The organism is Rhizobium sp. USDA 3886, from assembly GCF_056279785.1.
In genome coordinates, this window is the sequence record NZ_JBWCDC010000001.1 from 2,016,149 (window position 1) to 2,036,408 (window position 20,260).

At 62.7% G+C, this 20,260-nt stretch carries 19 protein-coding genes and 1 pseudogene; 7 read left to right on the forward strand and 13 right to left on the reverse strand.

What is annotated here, in order from left to right:
- Positions 1-39: 39 nt before the first annotated feature.
- Both ACZ9BX_RS10460 and ACZ9BX_RS10465 read right to left on the reverse strand, forming a co-directional pair.
- A complete protein-coding gene (locus tag ACZ9BX_RS10460; protein ID WP_476217681.1) occupies positions 40-1,668 on the reverse strand; it encodes a cisplatin damage response ATP-dependent DNA ligase in 1,629 nt (542 codons plus the stop codon).
- A gap of 200 nt (positions 1,669-1,868) precedes the next feature.
- Complete coding sequence (locus tag ACZ9BX_RS10465) at positions 1,869-2,879, reverse strand: ligase-associated DNA damage response exonuclease (protein WP_476219970.1); 1,011 nt, start codon at positions 2,877-2,879, stop codon at positions 1,869-1,871.
- A gap of 143 nt (positions 2,880-3,022) precedes the next feature.
- Here ACZ9BX_RS10465 and ACZ9BX_RS10470 point away from each other — a divergent pair, with 143 nt between their 5' ends.
- From ACZ9BX_RS10470 to ACZ9BX_RS10480, 3 genes and pseudogenes are all read left to right on the forward strand, one after another.
- Positions 3,023-3,997 carry a glycerophosphodiester phosphodiesterase family protein gene (locus ACZ9BX_RS10470; protein WP_476217683.1) on the forward strand — a complete coding sequence of 325 codons (975 nt, stop codon included), beginning with the start codon at positions 3,023-3,025 and terminating at the stop codon, positions 3,995-3,997.
- Positions 3,998-4,088: 91 nt separating this feature from the next.
- A pseudogene (locus ACZ9BX_RS10475) lies at positions 4,089-5,412 on the forward strand (TIGR03808 family TAT-translocated repetitive protein).
- 97 nt (positions 5,413-5,509) lie between these two features.
- A complete protein-coding gene (locus ACZ9BX_RS10480; protein ID WP_132559739.1) occupies positions 5,510-6,169 on the forward strand; it encodes a glutathione S-transferase family protein in 660 nt (219 codons plus the stop codon).
- Between the two features lie 25 nt (positions 6,170-6,194).
- Here the strand turns inward: ACZ9BX_RS10480 and nadC are convergent, their stop codons facing one another.
- The 5 genes from nadC to ACZ9BX_RS10505 all read right to left on the reverse strand — a co-directional run bounded on the left by nadC (position 6,195) and on the right by ACZ9BX_RS10505 (position 11,538).
- Positions 6,195-7,058, reverse strand: a complete 864-nt coding sequence (gene nadC, locus ACZ9BX_RS10485) for a carboxylating nicotinate-nucleotide diphosphorylase (protein WP_476217685.1) — start codon at positions 7,056-7,058, stop codon at positions 6,195-6,197.
- A 1-nt stretch (position 7,059) separates the two neighbouring features.
- Complete coding sequence (locus ACZ9BX_RS10490) at positions 7,060-8,598, reverse strand: L-aspartate oxidase (protein WP_476217687.1); 1,539 nt, start codon at positions 8,596-8,598, stop codon at positions 7,060-7,062.
- The gene (gene nadA, locus ACZ9BX_RS10495) at positions 8,595-9,566 is read right to left on the reverse strand and encodes a quinolinate synthase NadA (protein ID WP_476217689.1); all 972 of its coding nucleotides are present in this window, start codon (positions 9,564-9,566) and stop codon (positions 8,595-8,597) included. The genes ACZ9BX_RS10490 and nadA overlap by 4 nt, the downstream gene beginning before the upstream one ends.
- Before the next feature lie 69 nt (positions 9,567-9,635).
- Entirely contained in the window at positions 9,636-10,538 is a 903-nt protein-coding gene (locus ACZ9BX_RS10500; RefSeq protein WP_476217691.1) for an NUDIX hydrolase, read from the reverse strand.
- A 103-nt stretch (positions 10,539-10,641) separates the two neighbouring features.
- On the reverse strand, positions 10,642-11,538 hold the full coding sequence (locus tag ACZ9BX_RS10505; RefSeq protein ID WP_476217693.1) for a LysR substrate-binding domain-containing protein: 897 nt from the start codon (positions 11,536-11,538) through the stop codon (positions 10,642-10,644).
- A gap of 177 nt (positions 11,539-11,715) precedes the next feature.
- Between ACZ9BX_RS10505 and ACZ9BX_RS10510 the strand changes: the two genes are divergently transcribed.
- Positions 11,716-11,877 carry a hypothetical protein gene (locus ACZ9BX_RS10510; RefSeq protein ID WP_476217695.1) on the forward strand — a complete coding sequence of 54 codons (162 nt, stop codon included), beginning with the start codon at positions 11,716-11,718 and terminating at the stop codon, positions 11,875-11,877.
- Between the two features lie 165 nt (positions 11,878-12,042).
- On the opposite strand, the gene ACZ9BX_RS10515 is transcribed toward ACZ9BX_RS10510, so the two are convergent.
- Positions 12,043-12,663, reverse strand: a complete 621-nt coding sequence (locus tag ACZ9BX_RS10515) for a glutathione S-transferase family protein (protein ID WP_476217697.1) — start codon at positions 12,661-12,663, stop codon at positions 12,043-12,045.
- Between the two features lie 91 nt (positions 12,664-12,754).
- Positions 12,755-13,120 carry a DUF4406 domain-containing protein gene (locus ACZ9BX_RS10520; protein WP_476217699.1) on the reverse strand — a complete coding sequence of 122 codons (366 nt, stop codon included), beginning with the start codon at positions 13,118-13,120 and terminating at the stop codon, positions 12,755-12,757.
- 120 nt (positions 13,121-13,240) lie between these two features.
- Here ACZ9BX_RS10520 and ACZ9BX_RS10525 point away from each other — a divergent pair, with 120 nt between their 5' ends.
- Complete coding sequence (locus ACZ9BX_RS10525; RefSeq protein ID WP_476217701.1) at positions 13,241-13,996, forward strand: DeoR/GlpR family DNA-binding transcription regulator; 756 nt, start codon at positions 13,241-13,243, stop codon at positions 13,994-13,996.
- On the opposite strand, the gene ACZ9BX_RS10530 is transcribed toward ACZ9BX_RS10525, so the two are convergent.
- Together ACZ9BX_RS10530 and ACZ9BX_RS10535 are read right to left on the reverse strand one after the other, a co-directional pair.
- Positions 13,971-14,708 (reverse strand): hypothetical protein, encoded by a 738-nt coding sequence (locus tag ACZ9BX_RS10530; protein ID WP_476217703.1) that lies wholly within the window; start codon positions 14,706-14,708, stop codon positions 13,971-13,973. The genes ACZ9BX_RS10525 and ACZ9BX_RS10530 overlap by 26 nt on opposite strands.
- 140 nt (positions 14,709-14,848) lie before the next feature.
- Positions 14,849-15,856, reverse strand: a complete 1,008-nt coding sequence (locus ACZ9BX_RS10535) for an asparaginase (protein WP_086998092.1) — start codon at positions 15,854-15,856, stop codon at positions 14,849-14,851.
- 185 nt (positions 15,857-16,041) lie between these two features.
- Here ACZ9BX_RS10535 and ACZ9BX_RS10540 point away from each other — a divergent pair, with 185 nt between their 5' ends.
- Entirely contained in the window at positions 16,042-17,256 is a 1,215-nt protein-coding gene (locus tag ACZ9BX_RS10540) for an MFS transporter (protein ID WP_476217706.1), read from the forward strand.
- On the opposite strand, the gene ACZ9BX_RS10545 is transcribed toward ACZ9BX_RS10540, so the two are convergent.
- Entirely contained in the window at positions 17,253-17,873 is a 621-nt protein-coding gene (locus tag ACZ9BX_RS10545) for a helix-turn-helix transcriptional regulator (RefSeq protein ID WP_476217707.1), read from the reverse strand. The two genes, ACZ9BX_RS10540 and ACZ9BX_RS10545, sit on opposite strands and share 4 nt — an antisense overlap.
- Positions 17,874-17,978: 105 nt before the next feature.
- On the opposite strand from ACZ9BX_RS10545, the gene ACZ9BX_RS10550 reads away from it, so the two are divergent.
- Positions 17,979-19,400, forward strand: coding sequence for an MFS transporter (locus tag ACZ9BX_RS10550; protein WP_476217709.1), 1,422 nt, complete (start codon positions 17,979-17,981; stop codon positions 19,398-19,400).
- Between the two features lie 54 nt (positions 19,401-19,454).
- Here the strand turns inward: ACZ9BX_RS10550 and ACZ9BX_RS10555 are convergent, their stop codons facing one another.
- A complete protein-coding gene (locus ACZ9BX_RS10555) occupies positions 19,455-20,228 on the reverse strand; it encodes a methyltransferase domain-containing protein (protein WP_476217711.1) in 774 nt (257 codons plus the stop codon).
- Between the last annotated feature and the right edge of the window lie 32 nt (positions 20,229-20,260).

Sequence of the window (20,260 nt, forward strand, 5' to 3'; positions counted from 1 at the left end):
TTGAACATCCGACCCTGCGTCATTGTCGCGCAGGCAGCCCTATTCAATGGCTTTCGCGTCGATCATCGCGACCAGCGTTTCAAGGCGGTCGGCCTCGTAGGACGGTTTGTCGGGTCGCAGCCGGGAGATGCGCGGAAAGCGCATTGCGACGCCGGACTTGTGCCGCGTCGAGCGATTGATGCCTTCGAAGGCGACCTCGATGACGAAGCCGAAATCCCGGTCGGCCCGCACGGCACGCACCGGGCCGAAGCGCTCGGTCGTGTTGTTGCGGACGAACTTGTCGAGCAGTTCCAACTCCTGGTCGGTGAAGCCGAAATAGGCCTTGCCGACGGGCACCAGCTGTTCGCCGTCCGGCGTCTCTGTCCAGACGCCGAAGGTGAAATCGGAATAGTAGCTCGAGCGCTTCCCGTGGCCGCGCTGGGCATACATCAGGACCGCGTCGACGTTGTAAGGATTGCGCTTCCACTTGAACCACGGCCCCTTCATGCGGCCCGCTTGATAAATGCTGTCGCGGCGCTTGATCATCACGCCCTCGATGACCGGATCAGGCGGAGAAGCCCGCAGGTCGTCCAGTTCCTCCCATGTAGAAAAGGCAACGAGTGGCGAAAGGTCGAAACGATCGTGCGGCGCCTGCTCGATGATTTCCGAAAGCCGGTCGCGGCGGTCGATGAAGCTGTTGCCGCGAATATCCTCCTCGCCGTCGAACAACAGGTCGTAGGCTCGGATGAAGGCCGGATATTCATCCAGCATCTTCACTGTCACCGTCTTGCGGTTCAGGCGCTGCTGGAGGTCGGAAAAAGTTCTCGTCGGGCTGTTCGAGCGCGCCGTGCCGCCGACGAGCAGTTCGCCGTCGATTACGCCGTTGAAGCTGATCGATTCCCGAATGTCCGGGAAGGCATTGGAGATATCGTCGCCGGAGCGCGAATAGATCTTGCGCGTTTCGCCGGAGCGGGAAAGCTGCACGCGGATGCCGTCCCATTTCCATTCCGCCGCGTAATCCGCCGGATCGAGCTTGGCAAGATCGTTCTGCTCCACGGGATGGGCGAGCATGACGGAGTGGAAGATCGCCGGCGTCGCCAGCACCGGCTTGCCGCCCCTGCCCTCCAGCCATTCAAAGAGCGATTCATAGGGCGGCTCCAGACCGTGCCACAGGGTCTCGATCTCGGTCACGTCCTTGCCGCCGAGATCGGCCAGCGCCTGCTTGGCAAGCCGCGCCGAGACGCCGATGCGCATGGCGCCGGTGGCAAGCTTGATGAAAGCGAAGCGGCCGGACGGATCCAGCCGGTCCAGCGTATCGCGGACGAAGCTGCGGACTTCGGTGCGCCCGAGCGAATTCATGCGCGTGACAACCTCGCCGAGGCGCGGCTGGACGAAAGCAGAGCGCTCCACGTCCCTTTCATTGTCCCACACGAGCGAGATTGTTTCGGCGAGGTCGCCGACATAGTCGTAGGAGTAGCGGAACAGCACGTCGTCCATGCGCTCGAGCACGAGATCGCGAAGCATGGCAGGCTTGACGTTGCGCACCTCGAGCGTGCCGGCGATCGCGGCAAGGCCATAGCCGCGGTCCGGGTCGGGTGTGCCGCGGAAGTAGTCGGTCAAGAGCTTCAGCTTGCCGTTGCGGCTGGGCGTCAGGACGAGACGGTCTAGGAGGTCGGCGAAGGGTTTCATGGAGCCGCTCCAGCGGGTTCTGAAAACCCCTCCCCAACCCCTCCCCACAATGGGAAGGGGCTCAGCTGCCGCGCCCACCGCACACCATTCGCAGCGATGCAGCGCGAGGCAGCGCGGTATTGGAGCAGGAGGGAGCCGCATCCTTGCCCCTCCCCCTTGTGGGTTGGGGAAGGGCCTTCAGAAATAATCCAGCACATTCCTCAATCCCCCTCATCCTCATAGCCCACCAAATGCAACGGCCTCGCCTTGATGCCCCGCAGCTCGCACCAGCGGACCAGGGCCTCTTCGCGGCCGTGGGTGACCCAGACTTCGGCGGGGGAAAGTTCCGTGATCGTCTCAGTGAGTTCCGGCCAGTCGCAATGGTCGGAGATCACCAGGGGAAGCTCGACGCCCTGCTGCTTGGCGCGCTGGCGCACCATCATCCAGCCGGAGGCGAAGGCCGGGAGCGGTTCGTTAAAACGGCGCACCCAGCGGTCGGCAAAGGCTGACGATGGCCCGACGACGACTGCGCCCTTGAAGACGGATTTGTCGCGGCTTTCAATGGTTGCAGGCCGCAAATCGCCGAGATCGATACCCTGCCCGGCGTAGTAGTCGCAGAGCTGCTCCATGGCGCCGTGGATATAGATCGGCTCGCCGTAACCGGCATCCCGCAGCAGGCGGATGACGCGTTGCGCCTTGCCGAGCGCATAGGCGCCGATCAGATGCGTGCGCTCCGGAAACTGCCGGAGCGAGGCAAGCACCTTGCCGATCTCCCCCATCGGATCAGGATGGTGAAACACCGGCAGCCCGAAGGTCGCTTCGGTGATGAAGACGTCGCAGGGCACCGGTTCATAGGCGGCGCAGGTCGGATCCGGGCGGCGCTTGTAATCGCCGGAAACGACGATGCGCGTGCCGTTCTTCTCGACGGCGATCTGGGCGGAGCCGAGGACATGGCCTGCCGGATGGAAGCTTACCTTGACGCCGTTCAAATCCAGCTCTTCGCCGAAACTGACAGCTTGCTGGCTGCCGGAGAACCCGTCGCCACAGCGCAGACGCATGATGTCGAGCGTCTGGCGGGTGGCGAGAACATGCCGGTGGCCCGGGCGGGCATGGTCGGAATGGCCGTGGGTGACGAGCGCCCGCTCCACCGGCCGCACCGGATCGACATAGAATCCCCCCTCCGGGCAATAAAGCCCTTCGGGAGCCGGAAAAAGCAGAGCATCGGGTCGCATCATGAGACGGAAGATAGCGGGAAACCGGCCAAGAGCCAGTAGCTTACTGCAATTCCATCTGCCTGCCGCCGTGCTGCTCCGTGCCGCAGATCGACCCGAATCTCGCTCTAGCGATTCGCCACATTCGTTTGGAGGAAACCGATTTGAAAAAGAAATTGCGTTTTGGCATAGCGGCAATCGCTGTCTTCGTCGCAGCCGTTTATCTGAACAATACCGATTTTTTGGCATCGCACCGGGACGGTAAGCCGGTGCTGCTGGCGCATCGCGGAATCGCGCAACGTTTCGACGAACGGGATTTGACGAACGACACCTGCACGGCGGCGCGTATGCTGCCGCCGAAGCACGACTATCTGGAAAATACCATCCGCTCGATGCGGGCGGGATTCGATGCGGGCGCGGACATCGTCGAGGTCGATGTTCATCCGACGACGGACGGGCAATTCGCGATCTTCCACGACTGGACGCTCGATTGCCGCACGAACGGGCACGGCGTCACCCGCGAGCACTCAATGGCGGAGATGAAGACGCTCGATATCGGCTATGGCTATACGGCCGACGGCGGAAAGACCTTTCCTTTCCGCGGCACCGGCGTTGGCCAGATGCCAACGCTTGCCGAAATGCTTCAGACGTTTCCGGACAGGCGGCTGCTGATCAACGTCAAAAGCCGGGATCCATCCGAGGGCGAGAAACTGGCCGCCGTCCTCAATGCCCTGCCAGCCGAGCGCCGGGAACTGATCATGGTTTATGGCGGCGACGAGCCGATCGATGCGGTGAGGCGGCTGACGCCGGACATCCGGACGGCATCGCGAACGAGCCTCAAATCCTGCCTGCTCGGCTACATCGGCTACGGCTGGACGGGCATCCTGCCGGAAGCCTGCAGGAACACGATGATGCTGGTGCCGGTCAATATCGCGCCGTGGCTCTGGGGCTGGCCGGACCGTTTCCTCAACCGCATGGAGGGTGGAAACAGCTTGGTCTTCGCACTCGGCCGCTATCGCGGTGGCGATTTTTCGACGGGAATCGACACGCCGGAGCTGCTGGCAAAGCTGCCTGACGGTTATTCCGGCGGCATCTGGACAAACGAGATCGAGGCGATCGGTAAGCTGAGGGGAAATTAGGCTGCGCAAGATACTTCGCGGCAAGGATTTTGTGCCAGAACAGGTATTCGGTTGGCAGGTATGATGCCTCCGGTTGGCGAAAGGATCCTCTATGTATCTGCGGCGCACTTTGCTTAGCTTTCTCGGTATGGCACCTGCCATGCCAATGGCTGGCCGTGCGTTTGCGGAATCAAAACCGGCGTTGCGCGGGGCGCTGGATGCCTCCGGCGCCGCAGGAAACAGGTTGCAGGCCCTGATCAACGAGGCGGCGCGGAGCGACACGCCGCTTTATCTTCCGGCCGGGACCTATGAGGCCGCAAACCTCGTGCTGCCGGATAATACCCGTATCATCGGCGTTCCGGGCGCTTCGCGGATTTTGCATCGAGGCAGCGTCAATTCGGCGGAAGGCACGCGGCGGATCGAGTTGTCCGGCGTCGTCATCGAGGGCAACGGCGGGATGACAGAGGAGAACAATGGCGGCCTCGTGCAGTTGACCGGCGTTGCCAAAGTGCAGATCGACAACTGCGAAATCCGCGGCGGTGACAAGCACGGCCTGCGCTTGGAGCGCTGCGGCGGCCAGATCGAACGCAGCCGCCTTTCGGGGGCGGCGCAGGCAGCCATCTTCGCGGTCGATTCCACCGGGCTTGCGATCACCGGAAACGCGGTTGCCGATTGCGGCAATGGCGGCATTCTCGTTCACCGCTGGGAGAAGGGCGAGGACGGCACCGTCGTTACCGGCAACCGCGTTATCCGCATCCGGGCGGGTGACGGCGGCACGGGACAGAACGGCAACGGCATCAACATCTTCCGCGCCGGCGGCGTGGTGGTCGCCAACAATCATATTGCCGATTGCGCCTTTACGGCCGTGCGCGCCAATTCCGGCGACAACGTGCAGATCACCGGCAACCAATGCCTGCGCTCCGGCGAGACGGCGATCTATGCCGAATTCGATTTTCAGGGCGCCGTCATCTCCGGCAATATCGTCGACGGGGCGGCGAACGGCATCTCGATCGCCAATTTCAACGAAGGCGGAAGGCTTGCGGCGATCACCGGCAATATCGTGCGGAACCTGAGGCGCGACGGCCCTTATAAAGCCGAGGTCGGCTTCGGCATCGGAATTGGCGCCGAAGCCGATACGGTCATATCCGGCAATGTCATCGAAGGCGCGCCGCTCTGGGCGATGCAGCTCGGCTGGGGGCCGTATCTGCGCAATCTCGTTGTCACCGGAAATGTCGTGCGCAAGGCGCCTGTCGGCTGCGCGGTTTCCGTAGCGGAGGGAGCGGGCGCGGCGCTGATTGCCGACAACATCTTCCAGGACATGACCGAGGGTGCGGTCTTCGGCTTCGAATGGGAGAAGAAGGTCTCCGGGGACCTCACGAAGACCGGGGAGCGCGCGATACCCGCATCTCACCATCGAGCGGAACCGCAACAGCTAAGACGCATCAAAAGCTTTCATTGATCCATCAGGATCAACCGCTTTCGCTTCGCCCGGCAGCGCTCTAATTTGCGCATCACGTTCAAGGAGCAACAGACATGCTGACAATCTACGGCGTTTACCGCTCGCGCGCCGCGCGCGTCTACTGGATGGCAGGGGAGCTCGGTATTCCGTTCAAATCCGTGCCGGTGATCCAGGCGAGACGGCTTGCCAATCCGCTGGCGCCCGACGCGCCGCTCAACACGCTCTCGCCGGAATTTGTGACCGTCAACCCGATGGGGATGATCCCTTCGATCAAGGACGGTGACCTCGTGATGCACGAGTCATTGGCGATCAATCTCTACCTCGCCCGCAAACATGGTGGGCTGCTTTCCGGCCAAACCGTCGAGGAGGACGGTTTTTTGACGATGTGGACCATCTGGGCGCTGGCGGAACTGGAGCCGCATACGGTGAAGATCGTCTATATCTACGACGACGGGCACGAGAACACCGACACCGGAAAGGCCACGATCGACGTCGCCTGCCGCTCCATGAAGCGCCCGCTCGCCGTCCTGGAAAAGCACCTCACCGACAAGGACTGGATCGTCGGCGACCGCTTTACGGCAGCCGATCTCAATGTTGCGGAAGTGCTGCGGTACGGCCAGACGGAACAGGCGCTGTTCGAGGCGCATCCAAAGGTCAATGCCTGGCTGAAGCGCTGCCAGTCCCGCCCAGCTTATCTCGCCATGCAGGCGACGCGCTCGAAAGAGCCGGTCTGAACCAGATCGAGCCGGCTTAATCGCTCTATCCCGAGTGGTTGGATTTCCAATCGAGCCCAATGTCTAGCGTCGGCGCGCTGTGCGTCAGCCAGCCGACCGAGATCAGATCGACGCCGGACGCGGCGATTGCACCGGCGGTTTCCGGCGTCACCCGTCCGGAGGCTTCGGTGATCGCCCGCCCGGCGACGATTTCGACCGCCTCGCACAGCTCACCCGGCGCCATGTTGTCGAGCAGTACGGCGTCGACGCCGGCCTCCATCGCTTCACGCAACTGATCGAGCGTGTCGACCTCGACTTCGATCTTCACCATGTGGCCGGCGCCGGCCTTGGCCCGGCGGATGGCCTCGGCGACGCCGCCTGCAATCGCGACATGATTATCCTTGATCAGTACGGCATCGGCGAGTGCAAAGCGGTGGTTCACGCCGCCACCTGCGCGCACGGCGTATTTCTCCAGCGCGCGCAGCCCCGGTGTTGTCTTGCGGGTGCAGGCGACAGAGGCTTTCGTGTCCTCGATCGCGGCGACGATCCCGGCCGTCACCGTGGCGATGCCCGAAAGATGGCCGAGAAAGTTCAGCGCCGTCCGCTCGCCCGTCAAAATGGCGCGCGAGGGACCTTCGATCGTAGCGATGACCCCGCCGGGTTTCACCGCCGCGCCGTCCTCGACATGACGAGCCATGACGACCGCGGAATCGACAAGCTGGAAGGCAAGATCGGCTGCATCAAGCCCGGCGATCACGCCCTGCTGGCGAGCCATCATGACGACGGTGGAGCGATGATCGGCCGGAATGACCGCCGCCGAGGTGATATCACCGGCAAGACCGAGATCTTCCAACAGCGCGTTACGGACAAGCGGCTCGATCAGCAGCCGCGGCAAGGGAACAAGCGTCATGTCAAGCGCTCCTGGCAAGGTGATCGGATGCGACGGCCCGCGCAAAATTCAAAACATGAGAGAAATTCATCTTTCGGCGTTTGGCATGCGCATGCTTGAGCGGGAAGTCGGTTCGTGCATGGGCGCCGCGCGATTCCGTCCGCAGCGCCGCGAAGGCGGCAATCAGCAGCGCGACGGTGGCGGGATCCGTCGCCGGCCCCTCCTCCTCGATGAAGGGCAAAAGAGCGCCGATCGCGCTGTGGATCGTGCCGCCGTGCCGCAGCACGCCGAGATGGGCGGAGACAATCCGCCGGATCGGCGATGCGTCGGGCCGCGGCGGCAGCGGTTCGATCACCGTTGGCCGCAGGGATGTCGCCGTACCGGCGATATCCCCGGCCGAGCGCATGCCCATGACCGCGGCTTCGAGCAACGAATTGCTGGCAAGCCGATTGGCGCCGTGGAGGCCGGTCGAGGCCGCCTCGCCCGCGACCCAGAGGCCGGGAACGGAGGTGCGGCCGTTCTCATCCGTGGCCACGCCGCCCATGTGGTAGTGCACAGCCGGGGCGACCGGGATCAACTGACGCGCCGGATCGATCCCCGCTTCGCGGCAGAGAGTATCGATCACCGGAAAGCGGCTTGCGAAGCGAGCACCGAGCGCCTCTCGGGCATCGAGATAGACCTTGCCGCCGCGCGCAATCTCGGCACTGATCGCGCGCGCCACCACGTCGCGCGGCGCAAGTTCGGCAGCAGGCTCACCCGCCATGAAGCGCTCGCCGAGCTCGTTGATGAGCACAGCCCCCTCGCCGCGCACCGCCTCGCTGACGAGCGCCAGCGGCCGGCGCTTCGAGCGGAGCGCTGTCGGGTGAAATTGCACGAATTCCATATCCGCAAGCTCGGCCCCTGCCCTTGCCGCAAGCGCTATGCCCTGCCCGAAATTGCCGACGGGATTGGTGGTCGCCTCGTAAAGTCCGCCTACACCGCCGGTGGCGAGCAAGACATGGGGCGTCGACACGATGAAGGCCTGTCCGCCGGACGCGCATAGGACGCCGCCAATCGCACTGTCTGCGAGAAGCAGGCGCCGGACCTCGAAATTGGCGAGTACGGTGATCGACGGCGTGGCCGAGACGGCCTGTACCAGCGCGCGGACGATGGCAGCACCCGAGCCGTCGCCTTCGGCATGTACGATGCGCGGGCGGGAATGGGCGGCCTCCAGCCCGAGCGCAAGCCGACCTGCGGCATTCCTGTCAAAGCAGACGCCGTATTTCTCCAGCGCGGCGATCATCGCTGGCGCTTCGCTTACGATGCCGGCGGCAACCTCCGGATCACACAGGCCGTCACCGGCGGAAAGCGTATCGGCCAGATGCAGGACGGCGCTGTCACCCGCACCGATGCTTGCCGCGATGCCTCCCTGCGCCCAGGCACTCGAAGTTTGAGCGCCGAGGGCGGCTTGCGTGATCAGCACGACCGGCTGCGGCGAAAGCGTGAGCGCCGCCATCAGCCCGGCAATGCCGCTGCCGACGATGACAGGGCGGCCGGCAAGATGCGTCAGGATTTCGGTCATATCGCCAGCATCCTTTCCACTGCCCGCCGCGCAGCGACGGCGATGGCCGGGTCGACGGTGACTTCGTGGCGGTTTTCTTCCAGCGCCGTGCGGATATTCGAAAGCGTGATCCGCTTCATGTGCGGGCAGAGATTGCAGGGGCGGATGAACTCGACGTCGGGGTGATGGACGGCGACATTGTCGCTCATCGAACATTCGGTGAGCAGCACGACGCGCGCTGGGCGCTTTTTCCCAACATAATCGGACATGACGGCCGTGGAGCCGGCGAAATCCGCTTCGGCGACGACATCCGGCGGGCATTCGGGATGGGCGAGCACTGTGACGCCGGGATAGTTTTCGCGAAGCTGGCGGACGTCGTCGGCATTGAAGAGCTCGTGCACCTCGCAGTGGCCGTGCCAGGCGATGATCTCGACATCGGTTTCCTTCGCAACGTTTCGGGCGAGATATTCGTCGGGGATCATCAGCACGCGCGGCACACCGAGCGATTCGACCACCTGCTTGGCATTGCCCGAGGTGCAGCAGATATCCGAAGCGGCTTTCACCGCCGCCGAGGTGTTCACATAGGTGATGACCGGGACACCGGGATGGGCCTGCCGCAACAGCGCGACATCCTCCGGCGTGATCGAATCGGCCAGCGAGCAGCCGGCGCCCATATCGGGAATGAGCACCGTCTTTCCGGGATTGAGGAGTTTTGCCGTCTCGGCCATGAAGTGGACGCCGGCAAGGACGATGACCTTGGCATCCACCTCGATCGCCTTGCGGGCCAGCGCCAGACTGTCGCCGACGATGTCGGCCACGCCGTGGAATATTTCCGGCGTCTGGTAGTTATGGGCGAGGATGACCGCGTTGCGGCGGCGCTTCAGATCGAGGATCGCTTCGACATCATCCTGGAAGCTCAGCCATTCCGCCTTGGGAATGACGCGGCTGACGCGGTCATAGAGAGAGGACGCGGACACGGGAGAATTCATGGCGAGCTCCTTTATACTCCAAATGAGTATATCTAGGACAAAGCTAATTATTCTCGATTTGAGTTTATGTCAAGCGCGGGAGAGTGGGAGTTTCGAGCCGGACAGCGCGCGCTCTTCGAGAACGGCATGCCGATAACGGAAGAGCTTTGCCGGGCGGCCGCCAGTTTCGCTCGCCATCTCGCCGGTTTCCTCAATCAGTTGCTGCTGGTCGATCAGCCGGCGGAAATTCGGCTTGTGGAGCGTCAGTCCCGCCAGTGCCTCGACGCTGCGCTGAAGCTGTAGCAGCGTGAAGCTCTCCGGCATGAGCTCGAAGACGACCGGGCGATATTTGATCTTCGCCCGAAGCCGGGCGATGCCGGTCGCGAGAATCCGCCTGTGATCGGCAAACATCCGGCGGCCCGGGTTTTCCGCTCCAGTTGCGCCTGCCTCCGCGACCAGGCCCGCCTCATACAAGAGCTCGTAGCGCTGCAGGGCAAGATCTTCGTTCCAAATCGCGCCATCCAGGCCGAAGGTGAAGGCGACCCGGCGCTTGCGGTGCTCCTGCCAGGCGGCATCCGCCATTTCCCAGCGCCGCAGCCGGTCGACAAGCGCGTCGAAGACCGGGGGCTTGCCCTTGCGGTGGTCTTCCCACGGAAAATACTCGTACCAGCTATGCCAGCCCGCACGCCCCGCACCCGGCGCCGGGTGCTCCCGCACCAGCCCCAGATAGCTGATCGAGATCGTTCGTCCACCGAGGATCTCGTTCTGCCGGTCGCGATCGGCGAACGTATAAAGCTGCTCGAGATAGCCTACCGGATGCGCCGTCTGCTCCTGGATCCATTCCCGCAGGCCGCTCTGCAGCGTGCGGTGCCCCATCTCGAAGGAGCCGGAAGGCAGCGCCTCACCGGTGCTGACCGTCATGACGCGCGGGTCGTCGCCGGTGACGGCGGCAAGGACTGCGATCAGTTCTGCGTGGGCGACGCCAATGGGCACGGGCGAAGATCATCCTCTGTCAGTGCAGTTGTCCGGACAGCTTTGCCACACATGTCAGGCAAAGCCAATGCAGGCGCGAGCACGCAATCCGGCCAGTCCAGCTTCAAGAAAAGAGCTTCACCGTTCCGGCCATCTCCTCGCGAATCCAGGCCTTGAAGTCCCTCACCTTCTTCGGCTCCCGCGCACCTTCGGCGGTCACGAAATAATGGCCGAAGCCCGTCTTCGCGCGGATGCCGAAGGGGACGGCGAGCTGGCCGGCCTGCAGCGAATAATCCGCAAGCGTCTGCCAGGCGAGCATGACGCCCTGTCCGGCGATGGCCGCGTCAAGACAGAGCGAAGCATCGTTGAAAACATGGCGCGTCGCCGGCGCCGAGCCGAAGAGGCCTGCCTCGCGCATCCAGACCTCCCAGCCGAACATGGCACGGCCATCGATGACAGCCGGCAGCTTCAGGATATCGGCCGGCGCCGTCAGATCGCGCGCCATCTGGGGCGCGCAGACCGGAAACACTTCCTGCTCCAGAAGCAGTTCAGCCTTGACGCCCGGCCACTCTCCCGCACCGACACGGATGCCGATATCGACATCAGAGGCCGAGAGGTTGATGAGGTTCGTGGTCGCATCGAGACGCAGCTTGATATCCGGGAAACGTGCCGCGAAGCGATCGAGCCGCCAGACGAGCCAGCGGGCAGCAAAAACCGGGGCGACGGAGATCGTCAGCACCGTATCGTCGCGGCGCTGTGCGATCAAGACGGCCTGCGACATGCGGACAAGGCCTTCCGTCAGGGCGGCAAGCACGGGCGCGCCCGCTTCCGTTATCACCATGCCCTTCGGCGTCCGCTCGAAGATCAGCTGATCGAGCTGTCCTTCCGCTTTGATGACCTGCTGGCTGACTGCGCCGACCGAGACGCCGAGCTCCTCGGCGGCAAGCTGCAGCGAGCCGAGACGCCCGACGGCTTCCAGCGCGCGCAGCCCGTTTAAATGCACCGAGTTGAGATTCCGCATATAGCTTTTCTATAATGCATCACTGGTAATCTCAATTGAAAAGGTTCCTCATGACTCCGATATTGGGATCATCAACGATGATCGGAGCGCTTGTATCGGTGAGGCAGTTTCGCCGCGGCACTGCGCATTTCCGAACCAGAGAAAGCGAGGCATACCATGTCATTGCTGAAGTTTTTCTTGAGCAACTCATGCGACGCGAAGGCTTCCGAGGGCGAGGACCCGCTGTCGCATCCGGAGATCGCCACGATGTCGCTGCGGCAACTGGCCGACCTGCCTTTCAACTTTCCGGCGCCGAAGCCGACGCGCTACGAGGTGCGGCCGCTTTCGAAATGCGTGTGATTTTCGTGGGAGCCTTTCCGCGACGACGGTAATGGCTTGGCTCTACCAGAGGGTAGCGCAAAAATGCTACGCCGTGTTTGCCGCTCCCTTGCCCTTGCCTGCTATTGACGTGCCGAGGGTGCCTCCGCCTCGCCTGACTTGATGAAGAGGGAGCAAAACCCTCCCTCACCCCTTTTCAATCGTCAGCGCCCGCTGCACCGCCGGGCGGTCCATCATGCGGGCGTAGTGGGCGGTGGCTTTGGCGAAGCGCATTGGGTCGACGCCGTCGCCGCGCAGCCAGCCGGTCATGGTGAAGAGATAGGGATCGGCGACGGAATACTGCTCGCCCATAACCCAGGGACCCTTGAGCATCGTCTCCTCGATCAGCTCAAAGCTTTCCGCCATGGTCTGCGGCACCTTGGCCTGCATGGCCTCGTGCGCGGCGGGATCGTCGGCCCAGCGGGAGCCGCGGCGTTTGTGTGCATGGTTCACATGCACGGTCGAGCAGAGATAGTTGTTGAAGGCCTGCAGGCGGGCGAACTCGAAGGGGTCGTCGAGCGGCGCAAGCCTAGCCGCCGGGGCAGTCTGCGCGATGTAGGAGAGGATCGCCGGCGTTTCGGTGACGATGCCGCGATCCGTGACGAGCGCGGGCACCCGGCCCTTCGGGTTGATCTTCAGGTATTCCGGTGAGCGCTGCTCATTGTCCTGGAAGCTGATCTTCCTTGCTTCATAGATAAGGCCGGATTCCTCCAGCGCGATAAGGCTTGCCAGCGCACAGGTGCTTGGCGCGAAATACAATGTCAGCATGATCGAGACTCCATTTTCGGGAGGATTATATAGCGCAGCCGTCACGCCGTGCCCATGGCGGAAATCGGGGCCGCTGCCAGCCCCGGCCCGATCATGCGGCTCGCCCGCAGCCCGGCACGTCTTCCAGCTTGTACCAGACCGGAATGCCGCGCTCGCGGGCGATACGGACGTCGTTGTCGGCACCCTTGGAGTCCCCCGGCAGCCGCAGCACGCCCTCGCAAAGCTGCAAAAGCCGGTGGGCGACCGGGTGGAAGATTCCCTCGTAGAGATCGTCACCGATCGACTTGCCGCCGGCTGCATTCCAGACCGGCAGGGCCACCCATTCGCCGATCATCGGCACATGGCCCGCCTTGAAGAGCGCGTAGGACGGCTCCTCCAGCCGCTTCAGGTTGGCCGCCATTTTTACCGGATCATCGCCGGTTCCGGACCTGTATGGCCCTGCAATCAAAATCAACATCGTCAGACTCCATAATCCCCGGCTTCATGCACGGGATTTCGCGATAATGCGCGAAATCGCTTGCATGTCGAGTCATTTCAGGCATTATCGTGATAATTCGTTTATTTTCGTGCAGAACAGATGCTGACAACGCAACGCAAATCCCTGATCCTCGACATTCTGCGCCGTGACGGCCAGGTGATCGCTAAGCGCGTCGCCGAAGATCTCGCGCTGTCCGAAGACACGATCCGGCGCGACCTTCGGGAGATGGCGGCGGAAGGGCTGCTGAAGCGGGTGCATGGTGGCGCGATGCCGATTGCGCCCGACCTGGCGGATTTCTCGGCGCGGCGGAGCGTTTCGTCCGATGCCAAGCAGCGGCTCGGCGCCAAGGCGGCGCAAATGGTGAAGGCGGGGCAGATGATCTTTCTCGACGGCGGGACGACGACGGCGGAGATCGCCCGGCATCTGCCGCGCGACATCTCCTTTACCGTCGCAACACACAGCCCGACGATCGCGGCAGAGCTGGAGCACCACCCGACCGCCGACATCATCCTCGTAGGCGGGCGGCTCTACAAGCACTCGATGGTGACAACCGGCGCTGCGGCCATGGCGGCGATCTCGCAGCTCAGGCCTGATATCTTCTTCCTCGGCGTGACCGCTGCCCATCCCGTGCACGGGCTGTCGACCGGCGATTTCGAGGAGGCGGCGATCAAGCGGCATATCGCGCATTGTGCAGCCGAAACCCATGTGCTGCTGACCGAGGAGAAATTCGATCTCGTTTCGCCCTGCCCCGTGCTCGGTATTGCGCATGTTGCGGGACTGATCGTTTCGGCGGGAATGCCGGAAGAGCGCCTTGCGCCCTACCGGGCGCTCAATGCCGCGTTCCTCGAAGCATAAAGGGTGCGGTTAGCCGCGCGACCTCTCGCGGCGGCAGGCTTGCCAAAAGCGCCGCCACCAAGACCGCGAGCACGGCATAGGCCGGCAGCATGCTGCCGGTGCCGAGATTGAGGATTGCGGCGAGACGAGGCTGGAGCTCGGCAATCGCGGAAACGATCCACGGCATGCCGAGCATGCGCGCCGGAAGGGCGCCGAAGCCTGCCGTTTCAGCGATTGCCGCAAGTACGCCGTAGCCCGCGGCAATCCAGATGACGGCCCGCAGCCAGGCCCATTGGCCAAAGGGAACCGTCTTCCCCTCTTCGAAGGCGATGACGAGATAGCTGCAGAACACCGTAACGAAGAGGAAGGCCACCGGCAGGCTTTCGAGAACCATTTCCGGCCGCAGCTGGCCGGTCCAGCCGCCCGCGAGAATTCCCGGGAAGGCCGCCGACGCCGAAAACCAGACGAGCACGACGGCTGCCCAGAGCCAGTTAACCGACAGGTAGCGCAGACGGGCGAATGTGCAGAGGACCATGATGGCGCCCGCAAGCCCGATGCCCGCAGGTTTTATAGCGCCGGACATGGTGATCACGATCGGGCCGCAGGAACCGGCGATCTCGGCGCAGCCGGATATCGCGACGATCGCCCAGGTCACGTAATCGAAGCACATAGAAAAGAACAGGAAGATCGCGACGGCGATCAGCATCCACCAGAGATAGCGGCCTGCAAACATATTCTGCCCTCATGGCGCGGGTCGAACGCCGCACTATGGTAGGACAAATGCGCAGGCGCGCATCCATTCTCGCGGGATTTGGTTTAATGCATATTAGGAATTACTGATATCAACAGCGCCCTGTATCGTAACGGCACGTCCTAAGCGAGAAGCGCAGCCGTGACGCGAATGTCGCCGACATGGATGCCGTTCCAATTGTGCATCGGCTTGACGGCCATCGCCATCAGCTTCGCGTGAACCTCGCTGTGCTTTTCGAAGAACCGGGCAAGCGCTGCCGCCACCATGGCCTCGGCGGCGCGGGTCGTCCCGTCCTCGCACTTCACGGCAATCGAGATGCCCTCGTCGGGAATTGCGGCGCAGAAGACGCCCTCGGCGCCGGTTTTGGCGAAAATCCGGCCTGGCGCGATCTGCATCAGCTCCGTGCAGGCGCGGCCCGTGCCGGCGACATAGAAGGGCTCTGCCATGCAGGCGTCGAAAAGACGGCGCGAGGCCTTGGCGCGCAATGGCTCGAGGCCTACACCGGTCGCCATCTTGGCAAAGCCATGCGCAAGGCCGCGCAGCGGCACGGCATAGGTCGGGATCGAGCAGCCGTCTGTGCCACAATTGTCGCGGCCGAGCACGGCGCCGGTGAGGCTCTCCATCGTCCCGCGTATCTCCTGCTGCAGCGGGTGCTCGTAACCGGCATAGCCCTTCGGATCGATATCGCGATGGCAGCAGGCACAGACGAAGCCGGCATGCTTGCCGGAGCAATTGTTGTGCAGCGCCGTCGGTGCCGTGATCGCACGCGCCTGGTGGATCAGCGTCTTCTGACTCGACGACCAGTGGGCGCCGCATTCCAGCGTTTCGACGCCGCGGCCGGTGCGCGCCAGCATGGCGGCGGCAAGGGCCACATGCTCGTCCTCGCCGTTATGCGAAGAGCAAGCGAGCGCGAGCTCCTTGTTGCCGAAACCATAGGCATCCGCAGCGCCGCTTTCGACCAGTGGCAGCGCCTGCATGGCCTTGCAGGAGGAACGCGGGAAAAAACCGGCGTCGACATCGCCGAGCCCGAACACCACCTTGCCATCGCCGTCGACGGCGACCACTGTGCCGCGATGGCGGCTTTCGACGAGCGAGCCGCGAGTGACTTCGACAGTGACGGGATTGGACATGAGCAGGAATCCGGATGATGGAGCGGGTGAGCCTTGATACTGGCTGCCGAGGCTTTTGCCAACCGCAAGCATTACGCCGATCGACACTGCGAACACCCATCAAATGAATTGACTGCTCTCATCGTAAACTGTCGTTTTTCGGGCAGGGACGTTGGCCTTAAAGGTGTGGCGCAGGGAGCCATGCCATGCCATCCGCCTTTTCGTCCATTCTCCACGATCATCGAATCCGCATTCCGGTACTGACGCTGATTGCGTTGGCCTTTACCTATGCCTCAACGCTGCCTTATCAGTCGATTATCGGCATTTCCGAACTGGGAATGAGCGACGGCAACTATTCCCTGCTAATCTTCGGTTCTGCAATCATCAACGTGACAACAAGCCTGACGCTCGGCATCTGGTCCGACAGGCTCGGTGACCGGCGGCCGCTTGTCCTGTGCCTGTCGGTCGCTGGCATGCTCGGCTTCGGAATGATCTATGCGTTTCACACCCCAGCCGTCTTCATACTCTGCGTGCTGTTTCTCATTCCAATGAGCAATTCGACCTATTCGATTCTATTTGCCAGCGTCCGGGTGGCGACGAATGCCATGGACCGCGGCGGGGCGGCATCGATCGTATCAGCTGTGCGGGCGCTTTATTCGGGTTCATGGGCTCTGGCACCAGGGCTGATCGGCCTTTATCTCGTTGATTCGCAATCGATGACACCTGCCTTTGGCATTGCAGGCCTTGCGAGCTTCACTTGCTTCTGCCTCTATTTCCTCTTTGCCGAGAAGACACCGAAACATGAGGGACTGCCATCAAGCCAAAGCGGTTTCTTCTCTTCGCTCTGCCGGATACTGTCTCCTTACGTACTCATCAGGATCGGCAGCATATCGCTGTTGCTCGGTCTGCATCGGCTGAGCGGAGTCCTTTATCCCCTGATCATCACCCATGCGGCGGGCGGCTCGGCTGTCGATGTCGGTTTCGTTGCGGGTCTGGTCGCCTTCCTGGAAATGCCATTCATGATGATGTGGGGCATGTTGCAGCGCCGCTTTCGCAGTGTGCATATCCTTGCCGCCGGCACGCTCACCTATTGTATCTACCTGGCGCTCCTCGGCGTTGCCTCCGCACCCTGGCATATCTATGCCCTCGTGCTGGTCAATGCCTGCGGCGCGTCTGCGCTGCTGAGCGTTCCGATCACCTACCTGCAGGATCTGATCGCCGACCGGCCCGGGCTCGGCAGCTCGCTTATTTCGGTCACCTCCTTCGTCAGCAGCGGCGTAAGCGCGCTCATCTTCGCGGTGGGAACGGCGATCACAAACTACTCGGGAACGGCCGTGCTTGGAGCGGTGACCGGGCTATGCGCGATCGGCATGCTGCTCTTCATTGAAAGTAGCAAGCGACAGGTTCGCCAACTGGCTTAAAGCGGACTGATCCGGTAGGCGCAGCGGCGAGCGCCGAGGAGAATATGCTCGGACCGCTCGACATTGGCACCGAGCACATTGCGGAAGGTCTCGATCTCGGAACGGCAGAAGCCGGCGCAGGCGCTCGCCGCAGCGCAAATGGGGCAGTGATTTTCGACCAGCATGAAGGAGCCGTCCTCTTCCATCCAGCTGTCGGCCATGTAACCTTCGCGGGTGCGGACCGCCGCAAGTTGACTGATGCGCAGAGCGAGATCGGAAGCCGAGACTTCCTCCCGGTAGCGCTTCATGGTTTCGGCTTCGCGGGCCGCGATGATGGTATGCAGCGCATCGCTGCCCAGCGTCTTGACCACGGTGCTCAGAAGGGTCGCGGTCAATTCCGCGTGGCCATCCGGAAAGGTCTGATTCCCGGCGGGGGTCAGATACCAGAGCTGGCCGGGCCGGCCCCTGCCCGCACCCGGCTCGGCCAGCGGCGCGACAAGTCCATCCCCGGCAAGCTTAGTCAGCTGCTGGCGCGCCGCTTCCGACGAAATACCGAGCGCATCTCCGATCGACGCGGCGCGTTGCGGCCCATCGGTCTTCAGCAGAAGCAGGATACGGTTGGCAGGCGATTGACGCATTTATTTTTCCAAGTCGTCGCTTGCTTTAATAAGGCAGGCATGTATTTTTCCAACTTATAACTTGGAAAATAATGATCCGCTAGGGAAAATATCAAGGTAATTGTCATGACCAGTGTCGATCAGGCCGCCGCGCCGCAATCATCCGTCTTCCAGCTTTTCACGCCGTCCCTGCTGCCCGCCACGCTGATGCTCGGCGGCGGCGTGACGCTCTATGCGGTCGAGAGCTATATCACCGCCACCGTTGCGCCCTCGATTGTCCGCGACATCGGCGGACTGGCGCTGCTTGCCTGGGTGACGACGCTTTTCGTTGCCGCCGCCGTGCTCGGTTCGATCTTCGTCGCCATGCGACCGCGCGGCATGGGCTTGCGTGGCGCCTATGTCTGTGGCGCCCTGATTTTCGCAACTGGCAGCCTGCTCTGCGCTACAGCACCTGTCATGGAAGCGGTGCTCGCCGGGCGCGCCATTCAGGGTTTCGGTGCTGGCATCCTCGCAGCGCTTGCCTACGCCTTCGTCCGCTTCGCCTATCCGGAGCCGCTGTGGTCGAAAGCCTCGACGCTCTATGCAGCGATCTGGGGTGTTGCGACCCTGCTGGGCCCCACCGCAGGCGGCCTGTTTTCGCAAGGAAGCGCGTGGCGATACGCCTTCATCATCATCGTGCCGCTCAGCCTGCTGATGGCCGCTCTTGCGCCATGGCTGCTGCCGAAGGCGACGGACGACCGTGTGCACGGCAGGACGCCAATCCTGCAGATCTGCCTGCTGCTTGCCGCCGTGCTCCTCGTCAGCATCGCGGGAACCGTAGAGCATACGGGAACGAAGGCTGCTCTGATTACCCTCTCCGTCATCTCGATTTCGCTGATGCTGGTGATGGAACGGCGGGGCGGCAACCGGCTTTTGCCGACAGGCTCGGTCACGCTCGCCAAGCCGGTCGCGCGCGTCTATCTCACTATGTTCGTGCTGCTGTTCATCCTCGTCAGCGACATCTATATTCCCTATTTCCTGCAGGTGCTGCATGGGGTGACGCCGCTGATCTCTGGCTATCTCACGGCGCTTGTCGCTCTCGGCTGGACGATTGCCGCCTTCTTCAGCGGCTCCTTGACCGGCCGGCGTGCCAGCAATGCGATCGTCGCCGGCTGTATCGTCGAAGCGCTTGCGACCGTCTCTCTCGCCATCTTCCTGGCACGGAACAACCAGATGGCAAGCCTCGCCATTCTCGGACCGGCGGCCGTCGCAATGCTGATGATGGGCTTCGGCGTCGGCCTCGGATGGGCGCATCTTGTCACAAAGGTGCTGCGCCTCGTCAGCAGCGCCGAACAGGACAAGGCATCCGCGGCGATCTCGACCGTGCAGTCGCTGGGCGGCGCCTTCGGGGCGGCGGTCGCGGGCGTCATTGCGAACGGCACGGGACTCGTCACACCGGGCGGCATCGCCGGCAGCATCTCGGCAGCCCAGTGGCTCTACACCGCCATGGCGCTGCCGGGCATCGTGACGATCGCGGCGGCACTGACACTGAGAGAAGGCCGAAATTGAAGAGAGGCGCCTCGGGGCGCCTCTTCCACCACTGAGAGAGAGGTTGGCGCGATCTCAGGCGACGTTGCGCTCCGGCTCTTGCTGGACAGCCTGCTGCTTCACGCCGAGATAAAGAACGGAGCGGAGACCGATGCCGTAGGTATCGCAAACCTCGGGCGTCAGGAATTCGGTGACCGGAACTTCCTGCACCGCAAGGCCTGCCCGCCGGATCACGTCTATGAATCCCGGTTTCGAGAAGATGCGCACATGGTCGTCCTGGCCGAAATGCTGCCAGCGGCCTTCCGGCGTCGTCACTTCGGGATTTTCATAATTGTCCTCGATCGACAGGCAGATCGGCGCCATCAGGATAGCGATGCTGTCCTGCTTCAGAACACGCCGGATTTCAGCGGTGGCGCGCACCGGATCGTCGACGTGTTCGAGCACGTGCGAGCAGAGAACGAAATCGAAGGTCTCGTCCGCATAAGGCAGATTGTGGATGTCCGCCTTGTCGTCCGCTTCCGGCATATACATGTCGCAACTGCGGTAGAAGATATGCGGGTGGGTTTTCAACCAAAAGCTTAAAGAGCGGCCGGGGGCGATATCCAGGAACCGGAACGGCTGCGCCTGATTGAGGCGCTGAAACACCGGCGTCAGGAACAGAGCGTAGAGCCTGTCACGGTCGCTCGAGTGACAATTGGGGCAGCTATAGGCTTGATGATTGATCGTTTCGAATTCATCGACCCGGTAAGGAAAGCGATGTTCAGTCGCCTTGTCGATATAATACCGCGGAAGCGGCTCGAAATGCGGAATCCTGCTGCGGCAAATGGGGCAAGAGTGGAATAGAGCCATTGTATTCCTCGTAGGGACCGTACAACGCGCAA